24 protein-coding genes are annotated in these 19,404 nt (G+C 58.6%); 11 read left to right on the top strand and 13 right to left on the bottom strand.

Features of this window, described 5'->3' with window-relative positions:
- Positions 1-134: 134 nt before the first annotated feature.
- Positions 135-515, bottom strand: a complete 381-nt coding sequence (locus ACR0E2_RS13995; protein WP_480446797.1) for a VOC family protein — start codon at positions 513-515, stop codon at positions 135-137.
- A gap of 84 nt (positions 516-599) precedes the next feature.
- Between ACR0E2_RS13995 and soxR the strand changes: the two genes are divergently transcribed.
- The 4 genes from soxR to ACR0E2_RS13975 all read left to right on the top strand — a co-directional run bounded on the left by soxR (position 600) and on the right by ACR0E2_RS13975 (position 5,465).
- Entirely contained in the window at positions 600-1,055 is a 456-nt protein-coding gene (gene soxR, locus ACR0E2_RS13990; protein WP_480446796.1) for a redox-sensitive transcriptional activator SoxR, read from the top strand.
- Positions 1,056-1,191: 136 nt separating this feature from the next.
- Positions 1,192-2,838, top strand: coding sequence for an electron transfer flavoprotein-ubiquinone oxidoreductase (locus ACR0E2_RS13985; RefSeq protein ID WP_152456797.1), 1,647 nt, complete (start codon positions 1,192-1,194; stop codon positions 2,836-2,838).
- 145 nt (positions 2,839-2,983) lie between these two features.
- Positions 2,984-4,654 (top strand): tetratricopeptide repeat protein, encoded by a 1,671-nt coding sequence (locus tag ACR0E2_RS13980; RefSeq protein WP_480446868.1) that lies wholly within the window; start codon positions 2,984-2,986, stop codon positions 4,652-4,654.
- A complete protein-coding gene (locus tag ACR0E2_RS13975) occupies positions 4,644-5,465 on the top strand; it encodes a 4-(cytidine 5'-diphospho)-2-C-methyl-D-erythritol kinase (protein ID WP_480446795.1) in 822 nt (273 codons plus the stop codon). The genes ACR0E2_RS13980 and ACR0E2_RS13975 overlap by 11 nt, the downstream gene beginning before the upstream one ends.
- Here the strand turns inward: ACR0E2_RS13975 and ACR0E2_RS13970 are convergent.
- Entirely contained in the window at positions 5,458-6,456 is a 999-nt protein-coding gene (locus ACR0E2_RS13970; RefSeq protein WP_171171195.1) for a polyprenyl synthetase family protein, read from the bottom strand. The genes ACR0E2_RS13975 and ACR0E2_RS13970 overlap by 8 nt on opposite strands.
- 56 nt (positions 6,457-6,512) lie before the next feature.
- On the opposite strand from ACR0E2_RS13970, the gene ACR0E2_RS13965 reads away from it, so the two are divergent.
- From ACR0E2_RS13965 to ACR0E2_RS13955, 3 genes are all read left to right on the top strand, one after another.
- Positions 6,513-6,728 (top strand): putative signal transducing protein, encoded by a 216-nt coding sequence (locus tag ACR0E2_RS13965; protein ID WP_152456800.1) that lies wholly within the window; start codon positions 6,513-6,515, stop codon positions 6,726-6,728.
- On the top strand, positions 6,725-7,504 hold the full coding sequence (locus ACR0E2_RS13960) for a tRNA1(Val) (adenine(37)-N6)-methyltransferase (RefSeq protein WP_480446794.1): 780 nt from the start codon (positions 6,725-6,727) through the stop codon (positions 7,502-7,504). The genes ACR0E2_RS13965 and ACR0E2_RS13960 overlap by 4 nt, the downstream gene beginning before the upstream one ends.
- A gap of 115 nt (positions 7,505-7,619) precedes the next feature.
- The gene (locus ACR0E2_RS13955) at positions 7,620-7,784 is read left to right on the top strand and encodes a YdcH family protein (RefSeq protein ID WP_170346328.1); all 165 of its coding nucleotides are present in this window, start codon (positions 7,620-7,622) and stop codon (positions 7,782-7,784) included.
- Here ACR0E2_RS13955 and yddG read toward each other — a convergent pair.
- The 11 genes from yddG to ACR0E2_RS13900 form a co-directional block, all read right to left on the bottom strand.
- Complete coding sequence (yddG, locus tag ACR0E2_RS13950; RefSeq protein ID WP_480446793.1) at positions 7,781-8,647, bottom strand: aromatic amino acid exporter YddG; 867 nt, start codon at positions 8,645-8,647, stop codon at positions 7,781-7,783. The genes ACR0E2_RS13955 and yddG overlap by 4 nt on opposite strands.
- Positions 8,644-9,591 (bottom strand): transcriptional regulator GcvA, encoded by a 948-nt coding sequence (locus ACR0E2_RS13945; RefSeq protein ID WP_171119722.1) that lies wholly within the window; start codon positions 9,589-9,591, stop codon positions 8,644-8,646. The genes yddG and ACR0E2_RS13945 overlap by 4 nt, the downstream gene beginning before the upstream one ends.
- Positions 9,592-9,889: 298 nt before the next feature.
- A complete protein-coding gene (gene phbB / locus ACR0E2_RS13940) occupies positions 9,890-10,612 on the bottom strand; it encodes an acetoacetyl-CoA reductase (RefSeq protein ID WP_152456804.1) in 723 nt (240 codons plus the stop codon).
- A 186-nt stretch (positions 10,613-10,798) separates the two neighbouring features.
- Positions 10,799-11,974, bottom strand: coding sequence for an acetyl-CoA C-acetyltransferase (locus ACR0E2_RS13935; protein WP_170346332.1), 1,176 nt, complete (start codon positions 11,972-11,974; stop codon positions 10,799-10,801).
- Positions 11,975-12,164: 190 nt separating this feature from the next.
- Entirely contained in the window at positions 12,165-12,998 is an 834-nt protein-coding gene (locus ACR0E2_RS13930; protein ID WP_480446792.1) for an EAL domain-containing protein, read from the bottom strand.
- Between the two features lie 103 nt (positions 12,999-13,101).
- Positions 13,102-13,290 carry a hypothetical protein gene (locus tag ACR0E2_RS13925; protein ID WP_171171185.1) on the bottom strand — a complete coding sequence of 63 codons (189 nt, stop codon included), beginning with the start codon at positions 13,288-13,290 and terminating at the stop codon, positions 13,102-13,104.
- A gap of 93 nt (positions 13,291-13,383) precedes the next feature.
- Positions 13,384-14,355, bottom strand: a complete 972-nt coding sequence (locus tag ACR0E2_RS13920; RefSeq protein ID WP_480446791.1) for a sterol desaturase family protein — start codon at positions 14,353-14,355, stop codon at positions 13,384-13,386.
- Positions 14,352-14,738 carry a hypothetical protein gene (locus ACR0E2_RS13915; RefSeq protein ID WP_171229800.1) on the bottom strand — a complete coding sequence of 129 codons (387 nt, stop codon included), beginning with the start codon at positions 14,736-14,738 and terminating at the stop codon, positions 14,352-14,354. The genes ACR0E2_RS13920 and ACR0E2_RS13915 overlap by 4 nt, the downstream gene beginning before the upstream one ends.
- A gap of 59 nt (positions 14,739-14,797) precedes the next feature.
- Positions 14,798-15,127 carry a hypothetical protein gene (locus ACR0E2_RS13910; RefSeq protein WP_170346337.1) on the bottom strand — a complete coding sequence of 110 codons (330 nt, stop codon included), beginning with the start codon at positions 15,125-15,127 and terminating at the stop codon, positions 14,798-14,800.
- Between the two features lie 84 nt (positions 15,128-15,211).
- Entirely contained in the window at positions 15,212-15,580 is a 369-nt protein-coding gene (locus tag ACR0E2_RS13905) for a hypothetical protein (RefSeq protein ID WP_170346338.1), read from the bottom strand.
- 63 nt (positions 15,581-15,643) lie between these two features.
- A complete protein-coding gene (locus tag ACR0E2_RS13900; RefSeq protein ID WP_050604043.1) occupies positions 15,644-16,210 on the bottom strand; it encodes a TlpA disulfide reductase family protein in 567 nt (188 codons plus the stop codon).
- A gap of 21 nt (positions 16,211-16,231) precedes the next feature.
- Between ACR0E2_RS13900 and argH the strand changes: the two genes are divergently transcribed.
- The 4 genes from argH (at position 16,232) to lysA (ending at position 19,388) form a co-directional block, all read left to right on the top strand.
- Positions 16,232-17,620, top strand: coding sequence for an argininosuccinate lyase (gene argH, locus ACR0E2_RS13895; protein WP_171119715.1), 1,389 nt, complete (start codon positions 16,232-16,234; stop codon positions 17,618-17,620).
- Positions 17,620-17,817, top strand: coding sequence for a hypothetical protein (locus ACR0E2_RS13890; RefSeq protein ID WP_152459807.1), 198 nt, complete (start codon positions 17,620-17,622; stop codon positions 17,815-17,817). The genes argH and ACR0E2_RS13890 overlap by 1 nt, the downstream gene beginning before the upstream one ends.
- Before the next feature lie 87 nt (positions 17,818-17,904).
- A complete protein-coding gene (locus tag ACR0E2_RS13885) occupies positions 17,905-18,060 on the top strand; it encodes a hypothetical protein (RefSeq protein WP_171229797.1) in 156 nt (51 codons plus the stop codon).
- 62 nt (positions 18,061-18,122) lie between these two features.
- On the top strand, positions 18,123-19,388 hold the full coding sequence (gene lysA, locus ACR0E2_RS13880; RefSeq protein WP_171726811.1) for a diaminopimelate decarboxylase: 1,266 nt from the start codon (positions 18,123-18,125) through the stop codon (positions 19,386-19,388).
- Positions 19,389-19,404 lie beyond the last annotated feature (16 nt).

Below are 19,404 nucleotides of genomic sequence, written 5' to 3'. Positions count from 1 at the left end.
TTGCAAGAGGTGACAGCGTCAGCAGCGATCAATTCGCGACTTCGCGCCGTTTTGATTTGGGGTGGGGCCTGTGCCGATGATCGGGATGCCGCGACCTGCGCCAACGCTGCGATGGGGTGCAAAGCCAAATCATCTCAATCATATTGCACCACTTCGAACTCGACCCCGTTGTCATCGCGAAAATAGAACCGGCGCCCTGGTTCGTAATCGGCATGGTTGTGGGGCTCGAATCCTGCCTTGAGAACCTTGTCTTCGGTGGCATCGATGTCTTCGACCAGAACACCCACGTGGTTCAGCCCGCCGATCACATCATAGCTGCTTTCATCCGACTGCTTCGGGTCGTCAGGTTTGTACAGTGCCAGATACGTATGGGCCGAGCCGACATGCACGGTGTACCCGCCGGCAATTGCGGGGCCTTCCCAACGGGTTTTCCAGCCAAAGACCTTTTGCATCCAATCGGCCGAGGCCTTTGGGTCGCGGACAGTGAAGTTGGTGTGTTCAAGCGTCGCCATCATGGGATCTCCTGTTTTTTGGCTTGTCCCGACTCAGCGTAATTTCTAAACCTAACTTTAGGTCAAGGAATTTTTCATGAGGGTTCGATGGCGGCATCAGAGGGGCTGGCGATTGGCGCATTGGCCCGGCGCACAGGTCTGGCCGTGTCGGCCATCCGGTATTACGAAGCACAGGGTCTGATTTCGCCCTGGCGCAACGCGGGCGGACAGCGGCGCTATCAGCGGGCCGATATTCGGCGGCTGAGCTTTGTCATGATTGCGCAGCAGTTCGGCCTGACCCTGCCTGAAATCCGGCAGGTGCTGTCGGGACTGCCCGGAAACCGCACGCCGACGCCTCAGGACTGGAAGGCGATCAGCGTACAGCTGAGGGCCCATCTGGATCAGCGAATCGACACCCTGACGCGGTTGCGCGACAATCTGGATGGCTGCATCGGATGCGGCTGTCTGAGCCTGCCGAAATGTGCGCTCTACAACCCCGATGACCGGGCAAAATCGCATGGTACCGGCCCCAGATACCTGATGGGGGATGCACCAGAGGGGTGATGTGTCGAATAGCGCCCTTGTTACGCCGTGTTTCGATTGACCAATGTCTTTCCGACCATGTAATCAGCCGTGAAACAAAATTGCGCAGATCATGCGGTGACAGCGCCAATTCGGAAAGTTAGCTAGGGAGCCCGCGATGGCCGAGATTGAACGCGAAGCGATGGAATACGATGTGGTGATCGTGGGTGCAGGTCCTGCGGGCCTGTCGGCGGCCATCCGTCTGAAACAGCTGGACGCCGACCTGAACGTTGTCGTTCTGGAAAAGGGCTCCGAGGTTGGCGCGCACATCCTGTCGGGCGCGGTTCTTGATCCCTGTGGTCTGGATGCACTGATCCCGGATTGGAAAGAAAAAGGCGCGCCGCTGAATGTGCCCGTGAAGGACGACAAGTTCTACATGCTGGGTGAAGCAGGCCAGGTCCGCATCCCGAACTTCCCGATGCCGCCGCTGATGCACAACCACGGCAACTACATCGTTTCGATGGGCAATGTGTGCCGCTGGATGGCGGAACAGGCCGAAGAACTGGGTGTCGAGATCTTTCCGGGCATGGCGTGCTCGGAAATGGTCTATGGCGACAATGGCGAAGTCAAAGGCGTGGTAGCAGGCGTTTTTGGCCTTGAGGCAGACGGTTCCTATGGCCCCAACACCGAACCGGGGATGGAGCTGCACGGCAAATATGTCTTCCTGTCAGAAGGTGTGCGCGGGTCGCTGTCCAAGGAAGTGATCGCCAAGTACGACCTGTCTGCGGGCAAAGAGCCGCAGAAATACGGCGTTGGCATGAAAGAGATCTGGGAGATCGACCCTGCCAAGCACAAGGAAGGCAGCGTCACGCACACGATGGGCTGGCCTCTGGGCAGCAACGCGGGCGGTGGATCCTTCATCTATCACCTTGAGAACAATCAGGTTTACGTCGGTTTCGTGGTGCACCTGAATTACAAGAACCCGCATCTGTACCCCTACATGGAGTTCCAGCGTTTCAAGCACCATCCGATGGTGGCCGATCTGCTGAAAGGCGGCAAGCGCGTGGCCTACGGCGCCCGTGCGATTACGGAAGGCGGCTATCAGTCGATGCCGAAACTGGTCGCGCCGGGCGTGGCGCTGTTGGGCTGTTCGGCGGGCATGGTCAACGTGCCGCGCATCAAAGGCAACCACAACGCGATGCTGTCGGGCAAAGCCGCGGCCGAGGCTGCTTTCGAAGCGATCAAGGCCGAGCGTTCGGGCGATGAACTGACGGCTTACGAGACCGAAGTTCGCAATGGCGCGATTGGCTCCGACCTGAAGAAGGTTCGCAATGTCAAGCCGATGTGGTCGAAATGGGGTCTGACCGCCAGCCTGATGTTGGGTGGTCTGGACATGTGGACCAACACGTTTGGCTTTTCGCTGTTCGGAACGTTGGGCCATGGCAAGAACGATGCGGAATCGACTGAGGATGCCAGCAAGCACCAGCCAATCGATTACCCAAAGCCGGATGGAACGCTGTCTTTCGATCGTCTGACGAATGTCTCGTTCGCAGCGACAAACCACGAGGAAAGCCAGCCCTGCCATCTGCGTCTGGCCGATCCCGAGATCCCCGTGAAGGTCAACCTGCCCAAATACGACGAGCCGGCGCAGCGGTATTGCCCTGCGGGCGTGTATGAGGTGGTCGAGGATGAGGGCGGCCCGCGATTCGTCATCAACTTCCAGAACTGCGTTCACTGCAAAACCTGCGACATCAAGGATCCCAGCCAGAACATCACCTGGACCACACCGCAGGGCGGCGACGGTCCGAACTATCCGAACATGTAAGCAAAAAACGGGCAATGGCGGCGCTGTGAAGGCTCTGCCATTGCCTCTTGCCTGCCGAAGCCCTAGCTTACCTCTCAGTCAACGATAGCAAGGCAGGATTTCGGTGTTTTCCCTGGTTCGTCGCGCGGCTTTGTCCGTGCTGTTCATGTCGTCGGTCGCGCTTCCGGCCTTTTCGGAAACGGGTGCCGGGTCTTATCTGGCCGGGCGGCAGGCGATTTACGAAAACGACTATTCTGCCGCTGAAAGATATTACGCTCAGGCCCTCAGGTTTGATCCCCAAAATGCGCTGTTGCAGGAAAGCGTTGTCGTTGCACGCATCGCTTTGGGGGAAGTGGCGCGCGCGCTGCCGATCGCCCAGCAGATCGAAGAAGCCAACCTGCCCAGCCAGGCAGCGCGTATGGTGATTTCGGCCAATCTGATCGCCGATGGGAGATTTGACGACCTGCTGGCCCGGGACCCTGAAACACAGGGAGTTGGCCCCCTTGTTGACGGCCTGATGATCGCCTGGGCCCATCTGGGGCAGGGCGAGATGACCAAGGCGATGGAACAGTTCGATTCCGTCGCGACACAGGATGGCCTCAGGGAATTCGCGCTTTACCACAAGGCGATGGCATTGGCGTCTATCGGTGATTTCGAAGGCGCCGAGGCGATACTTGCCGACAATGATGGAACGGTTGCCCGGTTCTCTCGTCGTGCCGCCTTGGCCCGCACCGAGATTCTGTCGCAGCTGGATCGCAACGAAGACGCCATTCAGTTTTTGGACGATGTGTTTGTAGCGGGCAGTGACCCGACCATCGAGGCGTATTTGAGCCAGTTGACGGCGGGTGAAACACTGCCGTTCACCCATGTCCGATCCGCTCAGGACGGTATGGCCGAGATTTTTTTCACCGTCGGTGCCGCATTGAACAGCGAAGCTTCGGCCGATTACGTTCTGCTGTACGCACGCTTGGCCAGTTTCCTGCGCCCCGATCATACGGATGCCATTTTGCTGAGCGCGGATCTGCTGGACAACTTGCAGCAATATGATCTGGCGGTTGAGGCATACCGCCTGGTCCCGGCGGACAGCAACGATCACCATGCGGCCGAATTGGGCCGGGCCGAAGTTCTGGACCGTTCGGGAAAAACCGATGCGGCCGTCGAGGTGTTGCAGAACCTGGCTGCGCAAGACCCTGATTTCCCGGGTGTGCATGTCGCTTTGGCAGACTTGCAGCGCCGACAGGAAAACTATGCCGCTGCCGTGGCCTCTTATGACACTGCGATCACGCTGACGGACAGCGCGGCGGGTGGGAATTGGTTCCTGCATTATGCTCGCGGAATCAGTCATGAAAGGCTGAAGCAATGGGATCAGGCCGAAGCTGATTTCCGCCGGGCGCTGGAATTGAACCCGGATCAGCCTCAGGTTCTGAATTACCTGGGGTATTCGCTGGTTGAGCGCAAAGAAAAGCTGGACGAAGCACTGGACATGATCGAGCGCGCAGTAGCTGCGCGTCCGGACAGTGGCTATATCGTGGACAGTCTGGGCTGGGTTCTGTTCCGTCTGGGGCGTTACGACGAGGCCGTCGAACACATGGAACGTGCGGTCGAGCTGATGCCGGTGGATCCGGTGGTCAACGATCATCTGGGTGACGTCTATTGGGCTGTCGGGCGCGCGCGCGAGGCCGAGTTCCAGTGGAGCCGCGCCTTGTCCTTCATCGACCCGGAAGACACGGACGGCGAAGCCGATCCGGATCGAATCCGGCGCAAGATCGAAGTCGGGCTGGATGCCGTTCTGGCCGAAGAGGGTTCGGAGCCATTGAAAGTCGCCAATGGAAATTAAGGCGTTTGCGCCCGCCAAGATCAACCTGACCCTTCATGTGACTGGCCGTCGAGACGACGGCTATCACCTGTTGGATTCGCTGGTTGTATTCGCCGATCTGGGTGACCGGCTGACATTCACCCCCGGCCCCGAATTGTCCATGGACGTGCGCGGCGAGTTTGCCGGCGGAGTCCCCACGGACAGCCGAAACCTGGTCTGGAGGGCGGCAGAAGCTGTCGGTTGGACCGGTCATATCCAATTGACCAAGTCTTTGCCCCATGGGGCGGGCATTGGCGGAGGGTCGTCTGATGCCGCGGCCACGCTTGGGGTCCTGGCAGATCAGGGCCACGACCTCCCGCAGGGCCTGCCGTTGTCATTGGGGGCGGATGTTCCCGTCTGCCTGGAAGGTCGGGCGATCAGAATGCAGGGCATTGGCGATCGTTTGACGGCGGTGAACCTTCCGCACCTGCCCGCCCTTTTGGTCAACCCGAATGTGCAGGTGCCCACCGGCGCCGTTTTCAACGCGCTGGCGTCCAGAGACAACCCGCCAATGCCTGAAAGCCTGCCTGAGTTAGACAATGCCGATGAGTGCGCCCAGTGGCTGCGCAATCAACGCAACGATCTGCAAGTGCCCGCCATGAACGTCGCACCCGAGATCGAGCAGGTGTTGGACGAGTTGCAGATGACCAATCGCGCGCTCGTGGTGCGCATGTCAGGGTCAGGATCAACCTGTTTTGCGCTCTATCCGACGATGAAAGACGCGCATTTCGCGGCCTATGAGATCGGCGCAGCCCATCCCGATTGGTGGTGCCGCGCCACGCAGCTCAATTGAGACGTGAAACCACGTAATCGGCCAATTCGCGCAACAGGCTGCGAATCTCATGATCCGGCAGCACCTCCAGCGACGCCTTGGCTTTGTTGGCCCAGCCCAAAGCGTCTTGCCGGGTTTCTTCCAGCGTGGCGTATTTGTTCATCAGCCCCAGCGCCTGATCCAGATCCCCGTCCTGTTGGCGGCCCTTTTCGATCGTGCGCTCCCAGAAGGCGCGTTCTTCCGGCGTGGATTGCGCCACGGCTTTGATGACGGGCAGGGTCAGTTTCCGTTCACGGAAGTCATCGCCAACATTCTTCCCGGTCGCTTTGCTGTCGCCCTGATAATCCAGCAGGTCATCGGCGATCTGGAACGCGATGCCCAGTGAATCGCCATAGTCGAAAAGCGCTTTGACCTGCTCTTCCGAGGCGCCTGCGATCACGCCGCCCACTTCGGTCGCGGCTGAAAACAATGCCGCCGTCTTGCCGCGCACGACCTGAAGGTAAACGTTTTCATCCGTACGCAGATCGGTTGCGGCCGTCATTTGCAGCACTTCGCCTTCGGCAATGGTTGCAGAGGCATTGGCCAGGATATCCAGAACGCGCAGCGAGCCCGTTTCCACCATCAGCTGGAAACTGCGTGAAAACAGGTAATCGCCAACCAGAACGCTGGATTTGTTGTCCCAAAGCAGATTGGCGGTCGGGCGGCCCCGTCGCTGTGCGCTTTCATCCACGACGTCGTCATGCAGCAGGGTGGCAGTGTGAATGAATTCGACCGTCGCAGCAAGGCGCACGTGGTGGTCGCCGGAATAGCCAAACAGGCGTGCTGCGGCCAGTGTCAGCATCGGGCGCAGGCGTTTTCCACCTGCTTCGACCAGATGCCGCGTCACTTCCGGGATGCGTGGCGCATGGTCCGACGCCATCCGCGTGCGGATCAGCCCGTTCACGGCCTCCATCTCGCCCGCCAGAATTTCAGCCAGACGCTCATGCGGTTTTGAGATCATGTCGACGGTCATCACACTCCTGATACAAGGCTCGACTTTCGCCTCGCCTTGCCCTTACATCCATCCCCATGAAAGAACTGTTGCGCAGTACCGATCCGACAATCCTGGCCTTTGCATCCGCTCTCCTTGAGGGCGAGGATATAGACTGCTTTCAGATGGACGTAAATATGAGCATCCTCGAAGGTGGTATCGGGATCTTCCCCCGTCGACTGATGGTTCGGTCCGAAGACCTGACCCGGGCCGAGCGTGTGATGCGCGACAACGAGATCCCGCTGGGCCGATGATGCGCTTCGACGACAATGAATTGACGTGCAACGATTTCCTTGGCGGCCGTGTTCGATTGCTGCAACCTGCGTCAGGTTACCGCGCCGGAGTAGACCCTGTTCTGCTTGCCGCATCCGTCCCTGCAAAGGCCGGGCAATCCGTGCTGGAACTGGGATGTGGCGCGGGGGTTGCCATTCTGTGCCTGTCCGCGCGGGTACCGGGGCTGCAAATGGTTGGGATCGAATTGCAACCGGCCTACGCGGAGCTGGCCCGCCGCAATTCGGAAATCAACGGCTGTGATCTGGATGTGATCGAGGCTGACCTGAACGCTTTGCCTGATGACCTCCGACAGCGTCACTTTGATCACGTTATCGCGAACCCGCCCTATTACCGGTCTGGGGCGCACAGCCCCGCCAGCGACACAGGGCGGAGCATTGCCTTGGGTGAAAATACGCCTCTAATTGACTGGATCACCGTGGCGGCCAAACGCCTTGCCCCTCGGGGGTTTCTGCACATGATCCAGAAAGCCGACCGTCTTCCCGATATGCTGACGGCTTGTGAAGGGAAACTGGGTTCAATCGAGGTGCTGCCGCTCAGCGCGCGGGTGGGCCGCGAGGCCGAACTGGTCATCCTGAGCGCCCGCAAAGGGGGACGCGCGGCATTTCGCCTCCATGCGCCTTTGATTCTGCACGCTGGTGAGCGCCACGAAAAAGACGGTGAAAGCTATACCGAGGCGGTCTCAGCCGTGCTTCGACACGCCGCTCCGTTGCCTCGGAACTTGTGCCATCGGCAATGACCAGCCGAATTTGTCGGATTTGTTACAGATTCTGTGCGTCTGCGGCGTGACAGGGTGGAAACGATGTGGTCAAATTCTTACGTGACATACAGACACATGAACAAGGAGGATCGCAATGAGCGTGAGCGCACATCTGACGGAACTGAAGAAAAAGCACGAATCTCTCGGTCTGGAAGTGGAAGAAGCCCAACGCTCGCCAGGTATCGATGATCTCCATATTGCTCAGTTGAAAAAACAGAAGCTCAAGCTGAAAGAAGAGATCGAACGCCTGTCCGCTTAAGTTTTCAGGCTGGCGCGGGCCGCTATCAAGGCCCCGCCGGTGATCAGAAAGGCCGCGATCGCAAGCCCCCAGGACGGGGTCGCGGTCCCGGCCACCACCAAAGCAAGGGTCGACAGTAACGGGGCCGCATAGGATGAGGTTCCGAGGATTTGAATGTCGCCTTGCTTGACGCCAATGTCCCAGACGTAGAACGCCAGCCCGACGGGCCCAAGGCCGAGCGCCAGCACCGACGCCCAGCCCAGTGCCGTATCGGGCAGTACAGTGTCTTCCCCCGCCAGATGCAGCAGACCCGAAGCCAGTGCAGCCGCAAGGCAGAAAATTGCGACGGAACTGGTCGGCGTGCCCTCCAGTCTGCGTGATAGAACGGAATAGCCCGACCATGTCAGTGCGCACAGCAAGGCCAATGCGTATCCGGGCAAGTATTGGGCCTGAAAGCCCGCGCCGCCACCCCCGGCAATGATGACAGCGGCCCCTGCGAATCCAAGGCAGGCCCCGATCAGGTGGCCGATACGCAGATGTTCACCCGGAAGCAGGCCCGACAGAAGCACAATGAGCAGAGGCCAGAGATATGCGATCAGCCCGGCCTCGGCAGCCGGCGCCATGCGCAGGGCCGAAAAATACAGCGCGTGATAGCCAAACAGGCCCAATGCGCCAAACAGGTAGGTCGTCCAGGGGACTTGCTTTAGATCGCTCAGACCACCTGTCGCCGTCGCCCAGACAAGCCCAAGCGCTCCACCAATCGAAAAGCAGATCGTGTTCAGCAGCAGGGGCGGCGTGGGCGCCGACCCGACAGTGAACAACGCCAGCAAGGCCCATAGCAAGACAGCCACGAAGCCGATGGCCGTTGCGCGCATTTTGGTCATGGGCGGGAAACCTCTTCAATCGGTATGATTTTGAACTCATCCGATATATGTGCGGTTTTTTCAATCTCGGTCAGGAACCAATCGCGAAACGCTGCGATCTGAGGTTTCTTTTCGGCCCCCGGCAGGCACAGAAACCGGAACCGGCCTTGTGTTTCCAGGGCCACCTTGAACGGTGCAACCAGGCGGCCTTCGGTCAGGTCCTTGAGAATCATGGCGCGTCGCCCCAGTGCCACGCCGACACCGGCAACAGCGGCATCAATCGCGTGATCTGCATTGGAAAAATGCGCGCCATGGGTCGGAGTGAAATCCATTCCGACAGCACGGAACCAAGCGGGCCAATCACAAGGCGGGGTCAGAAAGCTGATCGAATCGTCATGGATCAGCGGGGCCCCTTCAAGGCTTGCCGGCGTGGTGAATTGTTCCGCAAGTTCGGGGGTCATGACAGGGGTCAGCCATTCCTTTCTGACGGGAACGGAATACAGCCCGTCATCGGCCGAATTCCCGAAGCGGATGGCGACATCCACGTCGTCCCGCTCCAGATCCATGTTGCGCAGCGTGGCCGAGAATTTCAGATCGATCTCGGGATGCGCCCGAGCAAATTCGTAAAGCCGCGGCGCCAGCCACTTGGCGGTCAAAGCTGGGCCCGCGGTGACGGTCAGGCTTGTGTCATCTTCCTGTCTGCGCACCGCACGCCATGCGGCTTGCAAGGTGGCAAACCCTTCTGCCGCACCGGGCGCCAGGGCACGGCCCGCCTCGGTCAGTTCTACGGCGCGGTTCAGACGACGAAACAGCGGCCGGCCAAGGTGTTCTTCAAGCGACTTGATCTGAAACGACAGGGCAGCTGGCGTCACATGCAGCTCTTCCGCCGCCTTCGAAAAAGACATGTGCCGGGCTGCGGCGTCAAAAGCACGCAACGCGGTCAGCGGAGGCAGATAGTCACTCATAGTGAAGAAAAACTTAACTGAAGTCTCAAGAAAGCTCGTTTGTCGTGTTTGTTTTTAACAGCCATATTCACAACAGGTCAAATAAAACTGATTTGAAAAGGAGACTGCCATGATCGAGATGACGACGAATCCCGCCGCCCAGATGGCGATCCTGCGTGCCCACCAAGAGCGCAGCAGGGTGGTCTGGCAGTTTTGGGGATGGATATTCGGTTCCCGCTGATCGCAGCGCGCGCGTTCTTACGGGATCAGAAAGGGCCGGCCCAAAAGGACCGGCCCGTTTTTTGTTCACAAGTCTGGATCAGACGAAGAATTGCGCACCGTTGGCTGAGATCGTCGAACCGTTGATGAACTGCGAATCGTCCGATGCCAGGAAGACCACGCAGCGGGCGATTTCCTCCGGCTCACCCAAACGGCCGGCCGGGATCTGGCCAATGATGGACTCGCGCACCTTCTCAGGCACTGCCATGACCATTTCGGTTGCGATATAGCCGGGGCAGATCGCGTTGGCAGTGATCCCCGCCCGCGCGCCTTCCTGCGCCAGGGATTTCACGATGCCCAGGTCGCCTGCCTTGGTCGCTGCATAGTTCACCTGAGCGAACTGGCCTTTCTGACCGTTGATCGAGCTGATGACGATGACACGGCCGAACTTGCGCTCGCGCATGCCGGGCCAGATTGGGTGCACGGTGTTGAACACGCCAGTCAGGTTGGTGTCGATCACGTCTTTCCACTGATCCGGCGTCATTTTGTGGAACGGTGCATCGCGGGTGATGCCTGCATTGGCGACGACCACATCGATGGGGCCAACCTCAGCTTCAACCTTTTCGATGCCCGCTTTGGATTCGTCATAATCCGCGACGTTCCACTTGTAGGTCTTGATCCCGGTTTCTTCGGTGAATTTTGCGGCTGCTTCGTCGTTTCCTGCATAGGTGGCCGCAACGTTATATCCTTCGGCTTTTAGCGCCTTGGAAATTGCTGCGCCAATGCCGCGGGAACCGCCGGTTACGAGTGCTGTTCGTGCCATTTATGACTCCTTCAATTTTAGTCGTCTTAGTAATGCTGTTACTCTGAGAGATGGTTGTGCGCAATATTGTTTCGTTTTGAATCTCGGTTTCCGGGCGGCAATATCGTCGCATCCAAGGGTTAGAACCTCAATGTAACAAAAAAAGGCGCCCACTGGGCGCCTAATTCTATTTGATTGTCAAAGCGCTTAGTCGCGCTCCACACAAAGGGCAACGCCCATGCCACCACCGATGCACAAGGTGGCCAGACCCTTTTTTGCATCGCGTCGCTTCATTTCGAACAACAGGGTGTTCAAAACACGGCACCCCGAAGCACCGATCGGATGGCCGATGGCAATGGCGCCGCCGTTTACGTTCACGATCGACGGATCCCAGCCCATATCCTTGTTAACCGCGCAAGCCTGCGCGGCAAAGGCTTCGTTGGCTTCGACCAGGTCCAGATCGTCTACCGACCAGCCTGCTTTTTCCAGTGCCTTGCGCGATGCGTAGATCGGGCCGACGCCCATGATTGACGGGTCCAGACCGGCAGTCGCGTAGGACGCGATGCGCGCCAGAGGTTCGATTCCCCGCTTTTCGGCGTTTTCGGCTGACATCAGCAGCGTCGCGGCCGCACCGTCGTTCAATCCCGAGGCGTTGGCTGCGGTGACCGAACCGTCCTTGGTGAAGGCCGGGCGCAGTTTGGCCATGGCTTCCATGGTTGCGCCATGACGGATGTATTCGTCTTTGTCCATCACGATGTCGCCCTTGCGGGTCTTGATGGTGAAGGGCACGATTTCGTCCGCGAACTTGCCGGCCTTTTGGGCCGCTTCGGCCTTGTTCTGCGAAGCGACGGCGAATTCATCCTGCATCTCGCGGCTAATCTGCCATTTCTCTGCAACATTCTCGGCAGTCTGACCCATGTGATAGCCGTTGAAAGCATCCCACAAGCCATCGCGGATCATCGTGTCGATATACTTCATGTCGCCCATCTTGTGACCGGCGCGCAGCGCGGCGGCGTGGGGTGACAGCGTCATGTTTTCCTGACCACCAGCAGCGACGATTTCCGCGTCTCCCAGCTGAATATGCTGGGCGCCCAAAGCAACGGCGCGCAGGCCCGAGCCACAAACCTGATTGATGCCCCATGCGGCGCTTTCCTGTGGCAGGCCGGCATTGATATGCGCCTGTCGCGCGGGATTCTGGCCTTGGGCGGCAGTCAGAACCTGACCCATAATGGTTTCGCTGACTTCGCCTTTTTCCACTCCGGCGCGCTCGACAACTGCTTCCAGAACGGCAGCGCCCAGATCATGGGCAGGTGTGTTCGCAAACGAACCACTGAAGCTGCCAACACCTGTGCGTGCGGCGGATGCGATTACTACGTTGGTCATATGATCAGTCCTTTACCGTCATGGGCCAGCGGAATTTCTGACGGCGCAGGTCGAAAGGTGTCCTTTCGAAACAAGAGCGCCCCGTGATCCCCCGCTCAAGTACTCTTGCAATAGCGTAACGCTGCACATGCAGCAACGGGCAGCTTGTCTCAGTGTCGGAAATGGTAGGAAAATGTCGATGGACGGGCAATCAACTTCCTGTTTTTGATCTGTTTTCCTGCTTCCAGGGTTCCACGACACTGGGTGCGCCATACAAGAATCCTTGCAGGCAATCCACGCCACTTGCCACCAAGAAAGCGGCATCCTCCTGCGTTTCAACCGATTCGGCCGTAACCAGAATTTCAAATTCACGGGCCACTGCAATCAGGGCCCGCACCAAAGTCTGGTTGTCGGGATCGTTGCTGATGCCCCGAACGAACTGTCCATCGATTTTGGCTGCGTCGAACAGAAACTCGCGAAAATGCCGAAAGCTGAAATTGCTGGCGCCAAAGTCATCCAGCGCAAAAGCGATGCCGCGATCCTGCAAGCGGTCCATGAAGTCGACAACCAGCTCGGGCACCTGCATGGCCGAGCTTTCGGAGATTTCGAGGATCAAGCGTTCGCCCAATCCGGCATCTCGATTCAGGAATCTGTCCAGTATTCTGGACCAGTTGGAATAACCGATCGAGCGCGCAGACATGTTGATCGACAGGCGTATTTCCGGGTTCCTCGCCAATGTGCGCAACCCAAGCTCCAACGCGACGCAGTCCAGATCGCGGCCGATAGGAGTGTTTTCGACCTGAGGCATGAATTCGCGCGCCGGGATGACGCGGCCGGTCTCGTCCAGAACCCGAATGAACCCTTCGTAAAACGCGACTCGGTACGGGGCGTGCGCCTGAATCACCGGCTGAAAAGCCAGTTTGCATTGCTTATGCTTCACGGCATCGGTTGCCATCTGCACAACCGAACGATCCCGCGTCGAAACGGCCGCATTCAACGGGCTGTCCGACCCCTCAGGCAGATTTGCCAGTTTTTTGTTTCCCATAAGCGCGGATTCCCATGTGTCCGGGACAGGTGTCCGGTCACAGTCTCGGGGCAAAGAGATGAATCTGCGGTTAAGGGTTCGGAAAAATTTCCGTCTCGAGGGCTCAGCGGGTGGATTGCCACGCGCGCGTCAAAGAAGCTGCCGCTCCAAGTATCGCGCCCATCGCACCTAGGGCCATCATTGCAAAACCCAACGCGATCAGGGCTGCAATGGCGCCCCCAAGGGCTGCGAGCATGGCCATCAACAGGCCGAACAGGCCGAAAAATGTTGAAATGGTTGCCAAACGATTCATACCGACCCTCGCTCACTCATACATGGCGCCTGTCGTCTGATATGGCGTTCAACGGCCGAGATTCAAGGCACAAGCAGGTTCCAGCCGGCCGTTTCAGGCCTGTTCTGCTTGTCCGCTGGGCAGTTTTTTGTCCAGATGCTCAAAACCTGGCGTTCCGCGGTCTTCCGGGTGGCGTGCCAGATGCTTGGCCTTGATCTGTTCCGAACTGTCCCGGCTGCCGTCATGGCTGTACCCAGGTGGGGCAAAGCAGTAGGCCAGCCGCTGTTTCAGGGTCAGACCCGGCTGGGTCGCGTCGCGCCAGATGGCCACCCATTCGTGAAAGGCCACCCGCAGGGGATTGAAAGTGCCGATATTGTGCACAAGGCCATAGTCCACCCGGTCGTCCTCCTGCTCGGGGACGAAGGTTCCGAACAGCTTGTCCCAGATGATGAACACCCCGGCATAGTTGCAATCCAGATAGCGCGCGTTGCGGCCGTGATGGGCGCGGTGGTGACTGGGGGTGTTCATTACCGCCTCGAACCAGCGGGGCATCTTGCCGATGGCCTCGGTGTGAATCCAGAACTGATAGATAAGATTTAGGCCACCGACGAACAAAACCATCGCAGGATGGAACCCAAGCAGGATCAGCGGGGCGCGTACGACCATCATGAAAGTGAACGTATAGGTCCAGGTCTGCCGCAGTGCGGTCGTCAGGTTGTAGTGCTGCGAGCTGTGATGGTTTACGTGGCTGGCCCAGACCCAGCGGATGCGATGGCCAAAACGGTGGACCCAGTAGTAACGCAGATCGTCCAGGACAAAGCACAGGATGATTACCGGAATCGACGTGCCCAGGTTGATGGGCGTGATCTGCCACAGCCACATGAAAAACGAATAGGCGATAAAGCCCAGCAAAAAACCCGATGCGATGTTTCCGGCCCCCATGATCAAAGAGGTCACCGCATCGCGTGTTTCATAACGCCCGCCTTTGCCTTTGACTGCGATCCACAGAAACTCGGCCAGAATCGCTGCGATGAAAAAGGGAACGGCCCATTGTACCGCATCGGGAAAACTCATTTGGTCTGTCATGCGGGCTCCATCAGGTCACGCCAGTGATGGCGTTCGAAATCGTCCAGTCGGATGAGTGTCTTGGGCACCGAGAATTCGTGAAACAGGATCTCAAAGCCTTCCGGATGATCCAGAAGATCATAGTCCATCAGATGCCGGGCCACGGTGTCGGCCCCGAAGGACCAAAGCAACCCATTGCCCGAACTGGTGCGCACCACCGCGGCGTGGCCATCATGGGAAACCGTGACGTCGACCACATCATCGTCCGGAAAGTGACGTGCCCATTGTGATCGTGCAATGTCGGGCGTCAGCATCACCTGCTGCGACCTGCCGGTGAGATGTAATAACAGGGTGACACCAGCTATGCCGCCGACGACCAGCGCCAGTAGAATTTCAAGTGGCATTCCATCCTCCTGAGCGCAGAGTGCAAAGGAGTTGAAACTCTGTCAAAGGTGGCGTTGCGTCAGCTGTTTTCCAGCCGTTCCAGTATCTCGTGTTGCACCACACGTTCGACGAAGGGCACCAGCCCCTCGGGGCCGGATGTACGATCCTTCAGATGGATGCAGATATCTGGGCGGCGGGCGGCAATAATACCCACCATTTCACCACGGATCTTGTCGTCAAGCCCCGCGCCCAGGATGGCGCAGGCAATCCGGGGCTCGGCATCCAGCTGTTTCCGAACCTCGTCCGTGTCATGTGCGCCCAGCCACTGAATCGGCAGATGATCCAGTTGCCGCGCCACGTCACCGATTACATTTGGCAACCGTCCGATCAGCAGTACGACGGGTTTCATCATTGCCTCCATTTCAAACAATATGCCTGCCCTGTCCGGCAGGGCAGGAACAGTATATCACGAGATTGAAAGGGGCTGACGCCTTTAGTTGCTGACCGAATAAACGGTTGTTTTGCCCTTGCCTTTTTCGCGGGTCATTCGGGCAGTGGCCCCGTCAATTTCCCAAAGCTGACAATCCGTGCCCAGCGCCTTGCCGTCCAATACTCCGTTTCGGCACCAGAATTTTTTGTTCCAGACCCAGGTTCCGCTGAACTTTTTCCCACTTTTGAGTTTGGCTGAAATCGTGCCATCAGCATTCGCGACAAAAACATTGCCTTGTTCGTCGGTCAGCTTTTTACCAACAATATCGGAATTGAACTGCTTTGCGGTCTTGATCCGTTTGTAGTCCGCATGTGCGGCGCCAGCGATTGCCAATGTGCCTGCAACAGCAAGGAATAAAATCGTATGTTTCATATAAAACCTCCCACTCTTAATGCGTGGGAGGGTACCATGTTTCCGCAAATTTTTCTAAATGCGTTAACTTTCAGCGCCAACAAGCGTCGAAATGATCGCCTTCGCACTGTCCGAGTTCCATTCGGCGTCGCCGATCAGCCGGGCGATTTCCTGCCCTTCGGGGTTCAGGATGACCGTGATCGGCAAGGCGATGACGCCGAACTCACGGGCAGCGGCCGAGCTGGGGTCCTGGTGACGGGGCAGGTTGGCGATGCCGTTCTCTTCAAAGAACTTTTTGATGCCGGCAGGCGAGTTGCGGCCCGTGGCCAGTGTCAGAACCTGAAACTTGTCGCCGCCGAACTCTTCCTGAAGCTCAGCGATCTGAGGCATCTCTTTGCGACAAGGCGCACACCAGGTGGCCCAGAAATTCAGCAGCACATATTTGCCCTCATAATCGGCAAGCGTGCCGACGCCGCCGTCATCTTCCAGCTGGAATTCGATTGATTTGGCGGGTTTCGGTTCCTTGTGCAGGATCAGACGTTTCAGGCTGTCTTCCCGCAGAGGGGCCAGCGTCTCGGCATCGGTCGCCAAGGCGGCATTTGCACCCAGCGCAAGGGCCATATAAAGGGGGATCAGACGAAATAGGCGCATATCAACTCCGGGTTTTCTTACATGACCGATCAATCCTCGAACCAGATGTGGGGCGGCCGCTTTGCCGCCGGTCCAGACGCGATCATGGAGGCAATCAACGCCTCGATCGGGTTCGATCAGCGGATGGCAGCCCAGGACATCGCAGGCTCGCGCGCCCATGCGGCCATGCTGGCAGCCACAGGCGTCATAAGTGATAGTGATGCCGAAGCCATTCGGGAAGGGCTGCTCACCGTTTTGTCAGAAATCCAGAACGGAGAATTCCAGTTCTCGACCGCGCTGGAAGACATCCACATGAATGTCGAGGCCCGTCTGAAAGAGATCATCGGAGAGCCCGCAGGCCGTTTGCACACAGGCCGGTCACGCAATGACCAGGTCGCAACCGATTTCAAACTCTGGGTTCGTGATCAGCTGGACGCCGCTGAGAGCGGCTTGCTGGCCCTGATCCGCGCGCTTTTGGCGCAGGCCGAGGCCGGGGCCGATTGGGTCATGCCCGGCTTTACCCACCTGCAAACGGCGCAGCCGGTGACATGGGGCCATCACATGATGGCCTATGTCGAGATGTTTGGCCGTGATCTGTCCCGCGTTCGTGACGCCCGCGCCCGGATGAACGAATCGCCACTGGGTGCTGCGGCGCTGGCCGGAACGTCCTTTCCCATCGACCGCCACATGACGGCACAGGCGCTGGGCTTTGACCGGCCTGCAGCCAACTCGCTGGACGCCGTCAGCGATCGTGACTTCGCGCTGGAGTTCCTGTCGGTGGCCTCGATCTGCGCCGTGCATCTGTCGCGCTTTGCCGAGGAACTGGTGATCTGGTCCTCGGCGCAGTTCCGTTTCGTTACCCTGTCGGATCGGTTCTCGACCGGCTCGTCGATCATGCCGCAGAAGAAAAACCCTGATGCGGCAGAGCTGATCCGTGCCAAGGTGGGTCGGATATTTGGCGCCAACACGGCGCTGATGATGGTGATGAAGGGCCTGCCGCTGGCCTATTCAAAGGACATGCAGGAAGACAAGGAACAGGTCTTTGACGCCGCCGACAACTGGATGCTGGCGCTGGCGGCGATGGAAGGCATGGTCAAGGACATGACCGCCAATCGCGACAGCTTGGCCGCTGCGGCGGGTTCGGGTTTCTCGACTGCAACTGATCTGGCCGACTGGCTGGTGCGGGTGCTGGGCCTGCCCTTCCGCGACGCGCATCATGTTACCGGATCGCTGGTGGCCATGGCCGAGAAGAAGGGCTGCGACCTGCCCGATCTGACGCTGGACGACATGCAATCGGTCCATGCCGAGATCACAAATGACGTCTACTCTGTCCTTGGTGTCGAAAACTCTGTAAACTCACGCCAGTCCTATGGTGGCACGGCCCCGGATCAGGTGCGTGCTCAGGTTGAACGATGGAAGGCAATGGTGTGATGACCGTGCTGCGCGCGATTCTTATTGCAGGGTCCGGCCTAATGCTGGCCGGATGCGGAGCCGACGGCGAGCCCGTTCAGCCTGCGCCCGCTCAGCCAACTGTCAGTGCAACCGTCGGCGTTGGCTCTGGTGGAGCGTATGTAGGCGGTGGCGTAGGTCTAAGCCGTGGGCCGCTGGGGATTTACCTGGGATTCTAAGCCACTTTCATATTGCGCATCGGTTTTATATCCACCAACGTGAGGTGGCATGTCGGTGCGCATGTCATCCAAAGAAAAGATACTGAAATGAGAACACTAGGACTGTTTCTGGTATTTGCGGCTTTGACGGCTTGCGAACCTACATCGGCAAGACGCCCGGAACCTGCGGCAGAGCCCAAGCAATCGGGCACCGGAGTTTCGATCTCGGGCTATGGCCGGGTTGGAGTTTCGACCCGAAATTAAACTTGGTCGATGGGTTCGGAATCCATTGATTCGAAGCCATCTTCTGGTCTAAGCGCGCAGACATGGATCATTTTCTCTACCGCGACGGCGCGCTTTTCGCCGAGGATGTCCCTGTCTCCGAAATCGCTGCCGCGGTCGGAACGCCGTTCTATGTCTATTCCACCGCAACCTTGCTGCGGCATTTTCAACTGTTCGACGATGCGCTTGACGGCACGGACCATCTTGTCTGCTATGCGATGAAAGCGGCCAGCAATCAGGCGATCCTGAAAACTCTGGCACAGGCGGGCGCGGGGATGGACGTGGTCTCGGGCGGGGAATACCTGCGCGCCAAGGCGGCGGGCGTTCCCGGCGACAAGATCGTGTTCTCCGGCGTGGGCAAAACGGCGGATGAGATTCGTACCGCGCTGACCGGCGGCATCCGTCAGTTCAACGTCGAATCCGAGCCCGAGATGGAAGTGATCAACGCCGTTGCACTGGAATTGGGTGTGGTTGCTCCGATCACGGTCCGGGTGAATCCGGATGTTGATGCCAAGACCCACGCCAAGATCGCGACCGGCAAGTCCGAGAACAAATTTGGAATTCCAATATCCCGCGCCTCGGACGTCTATGCGCATGCGGCCAGCCTGCCGGGACTGGAGGTGATCGGCATCGACGTCCATATCGGCTCGCAGCTGACGGAACTCGAACCATTCGAGCTGGCCTATACGAAAGTGGCCGAACTGACCGAGCAGTTGCGGGCTGAAGGCCACAACATCCGCCGTCTTGACCTGGGCGGTGGATTGGGCATCCCCTATACCCGCTCGAATGACGCGCCGCCGCTGCCGGTGGAATATGGCGCTTTGATCAAGAAAACACTGGGCCATCTGGGCTGTGAGATCGAGATCGAGCCGGGCCGCCTGATCGCAGGCAATGCGGGGCTGATGGTCAGCAAGGTGATCTATGTGAAGTCGGGCGAAGGCCGTGATTTCCTGATTGTCGACGGCGCCATGAATGATCTGATCCGCCCGGCGATGTACGAAGCGCATCATGATATCGTCGCGGTGCAGGAACCGGCGGCAGGCGTGGAACAGCAAGCCTATGACATCGTGGGCCCGGTTTGCGAATCCGGTGACACTTTTGCCAAACAACGCAACATGCCGCCGCTGAAATCGGGTGACCTGATCGCCTTCCGCAGCGCGGGTGCCTACGGTGCGGTGATGGCCAGCGAGTACAATACCCGCCCGCTGATCCCCGAGGTTCTGGTCAATGGTGATCAATTTGCAGTCATTCGTGAACGACCAAGCTTTGACGAAATCATAAACCGCGATACCATACCTTCATGGCTTTGACGCGATGACCGCGCGG

Source organism: Ruegeria sp. A4, assembly GCF_056543025.1.
This window is presented reverse-complemented; position numbering and strand designations above follow the sequence as displayed.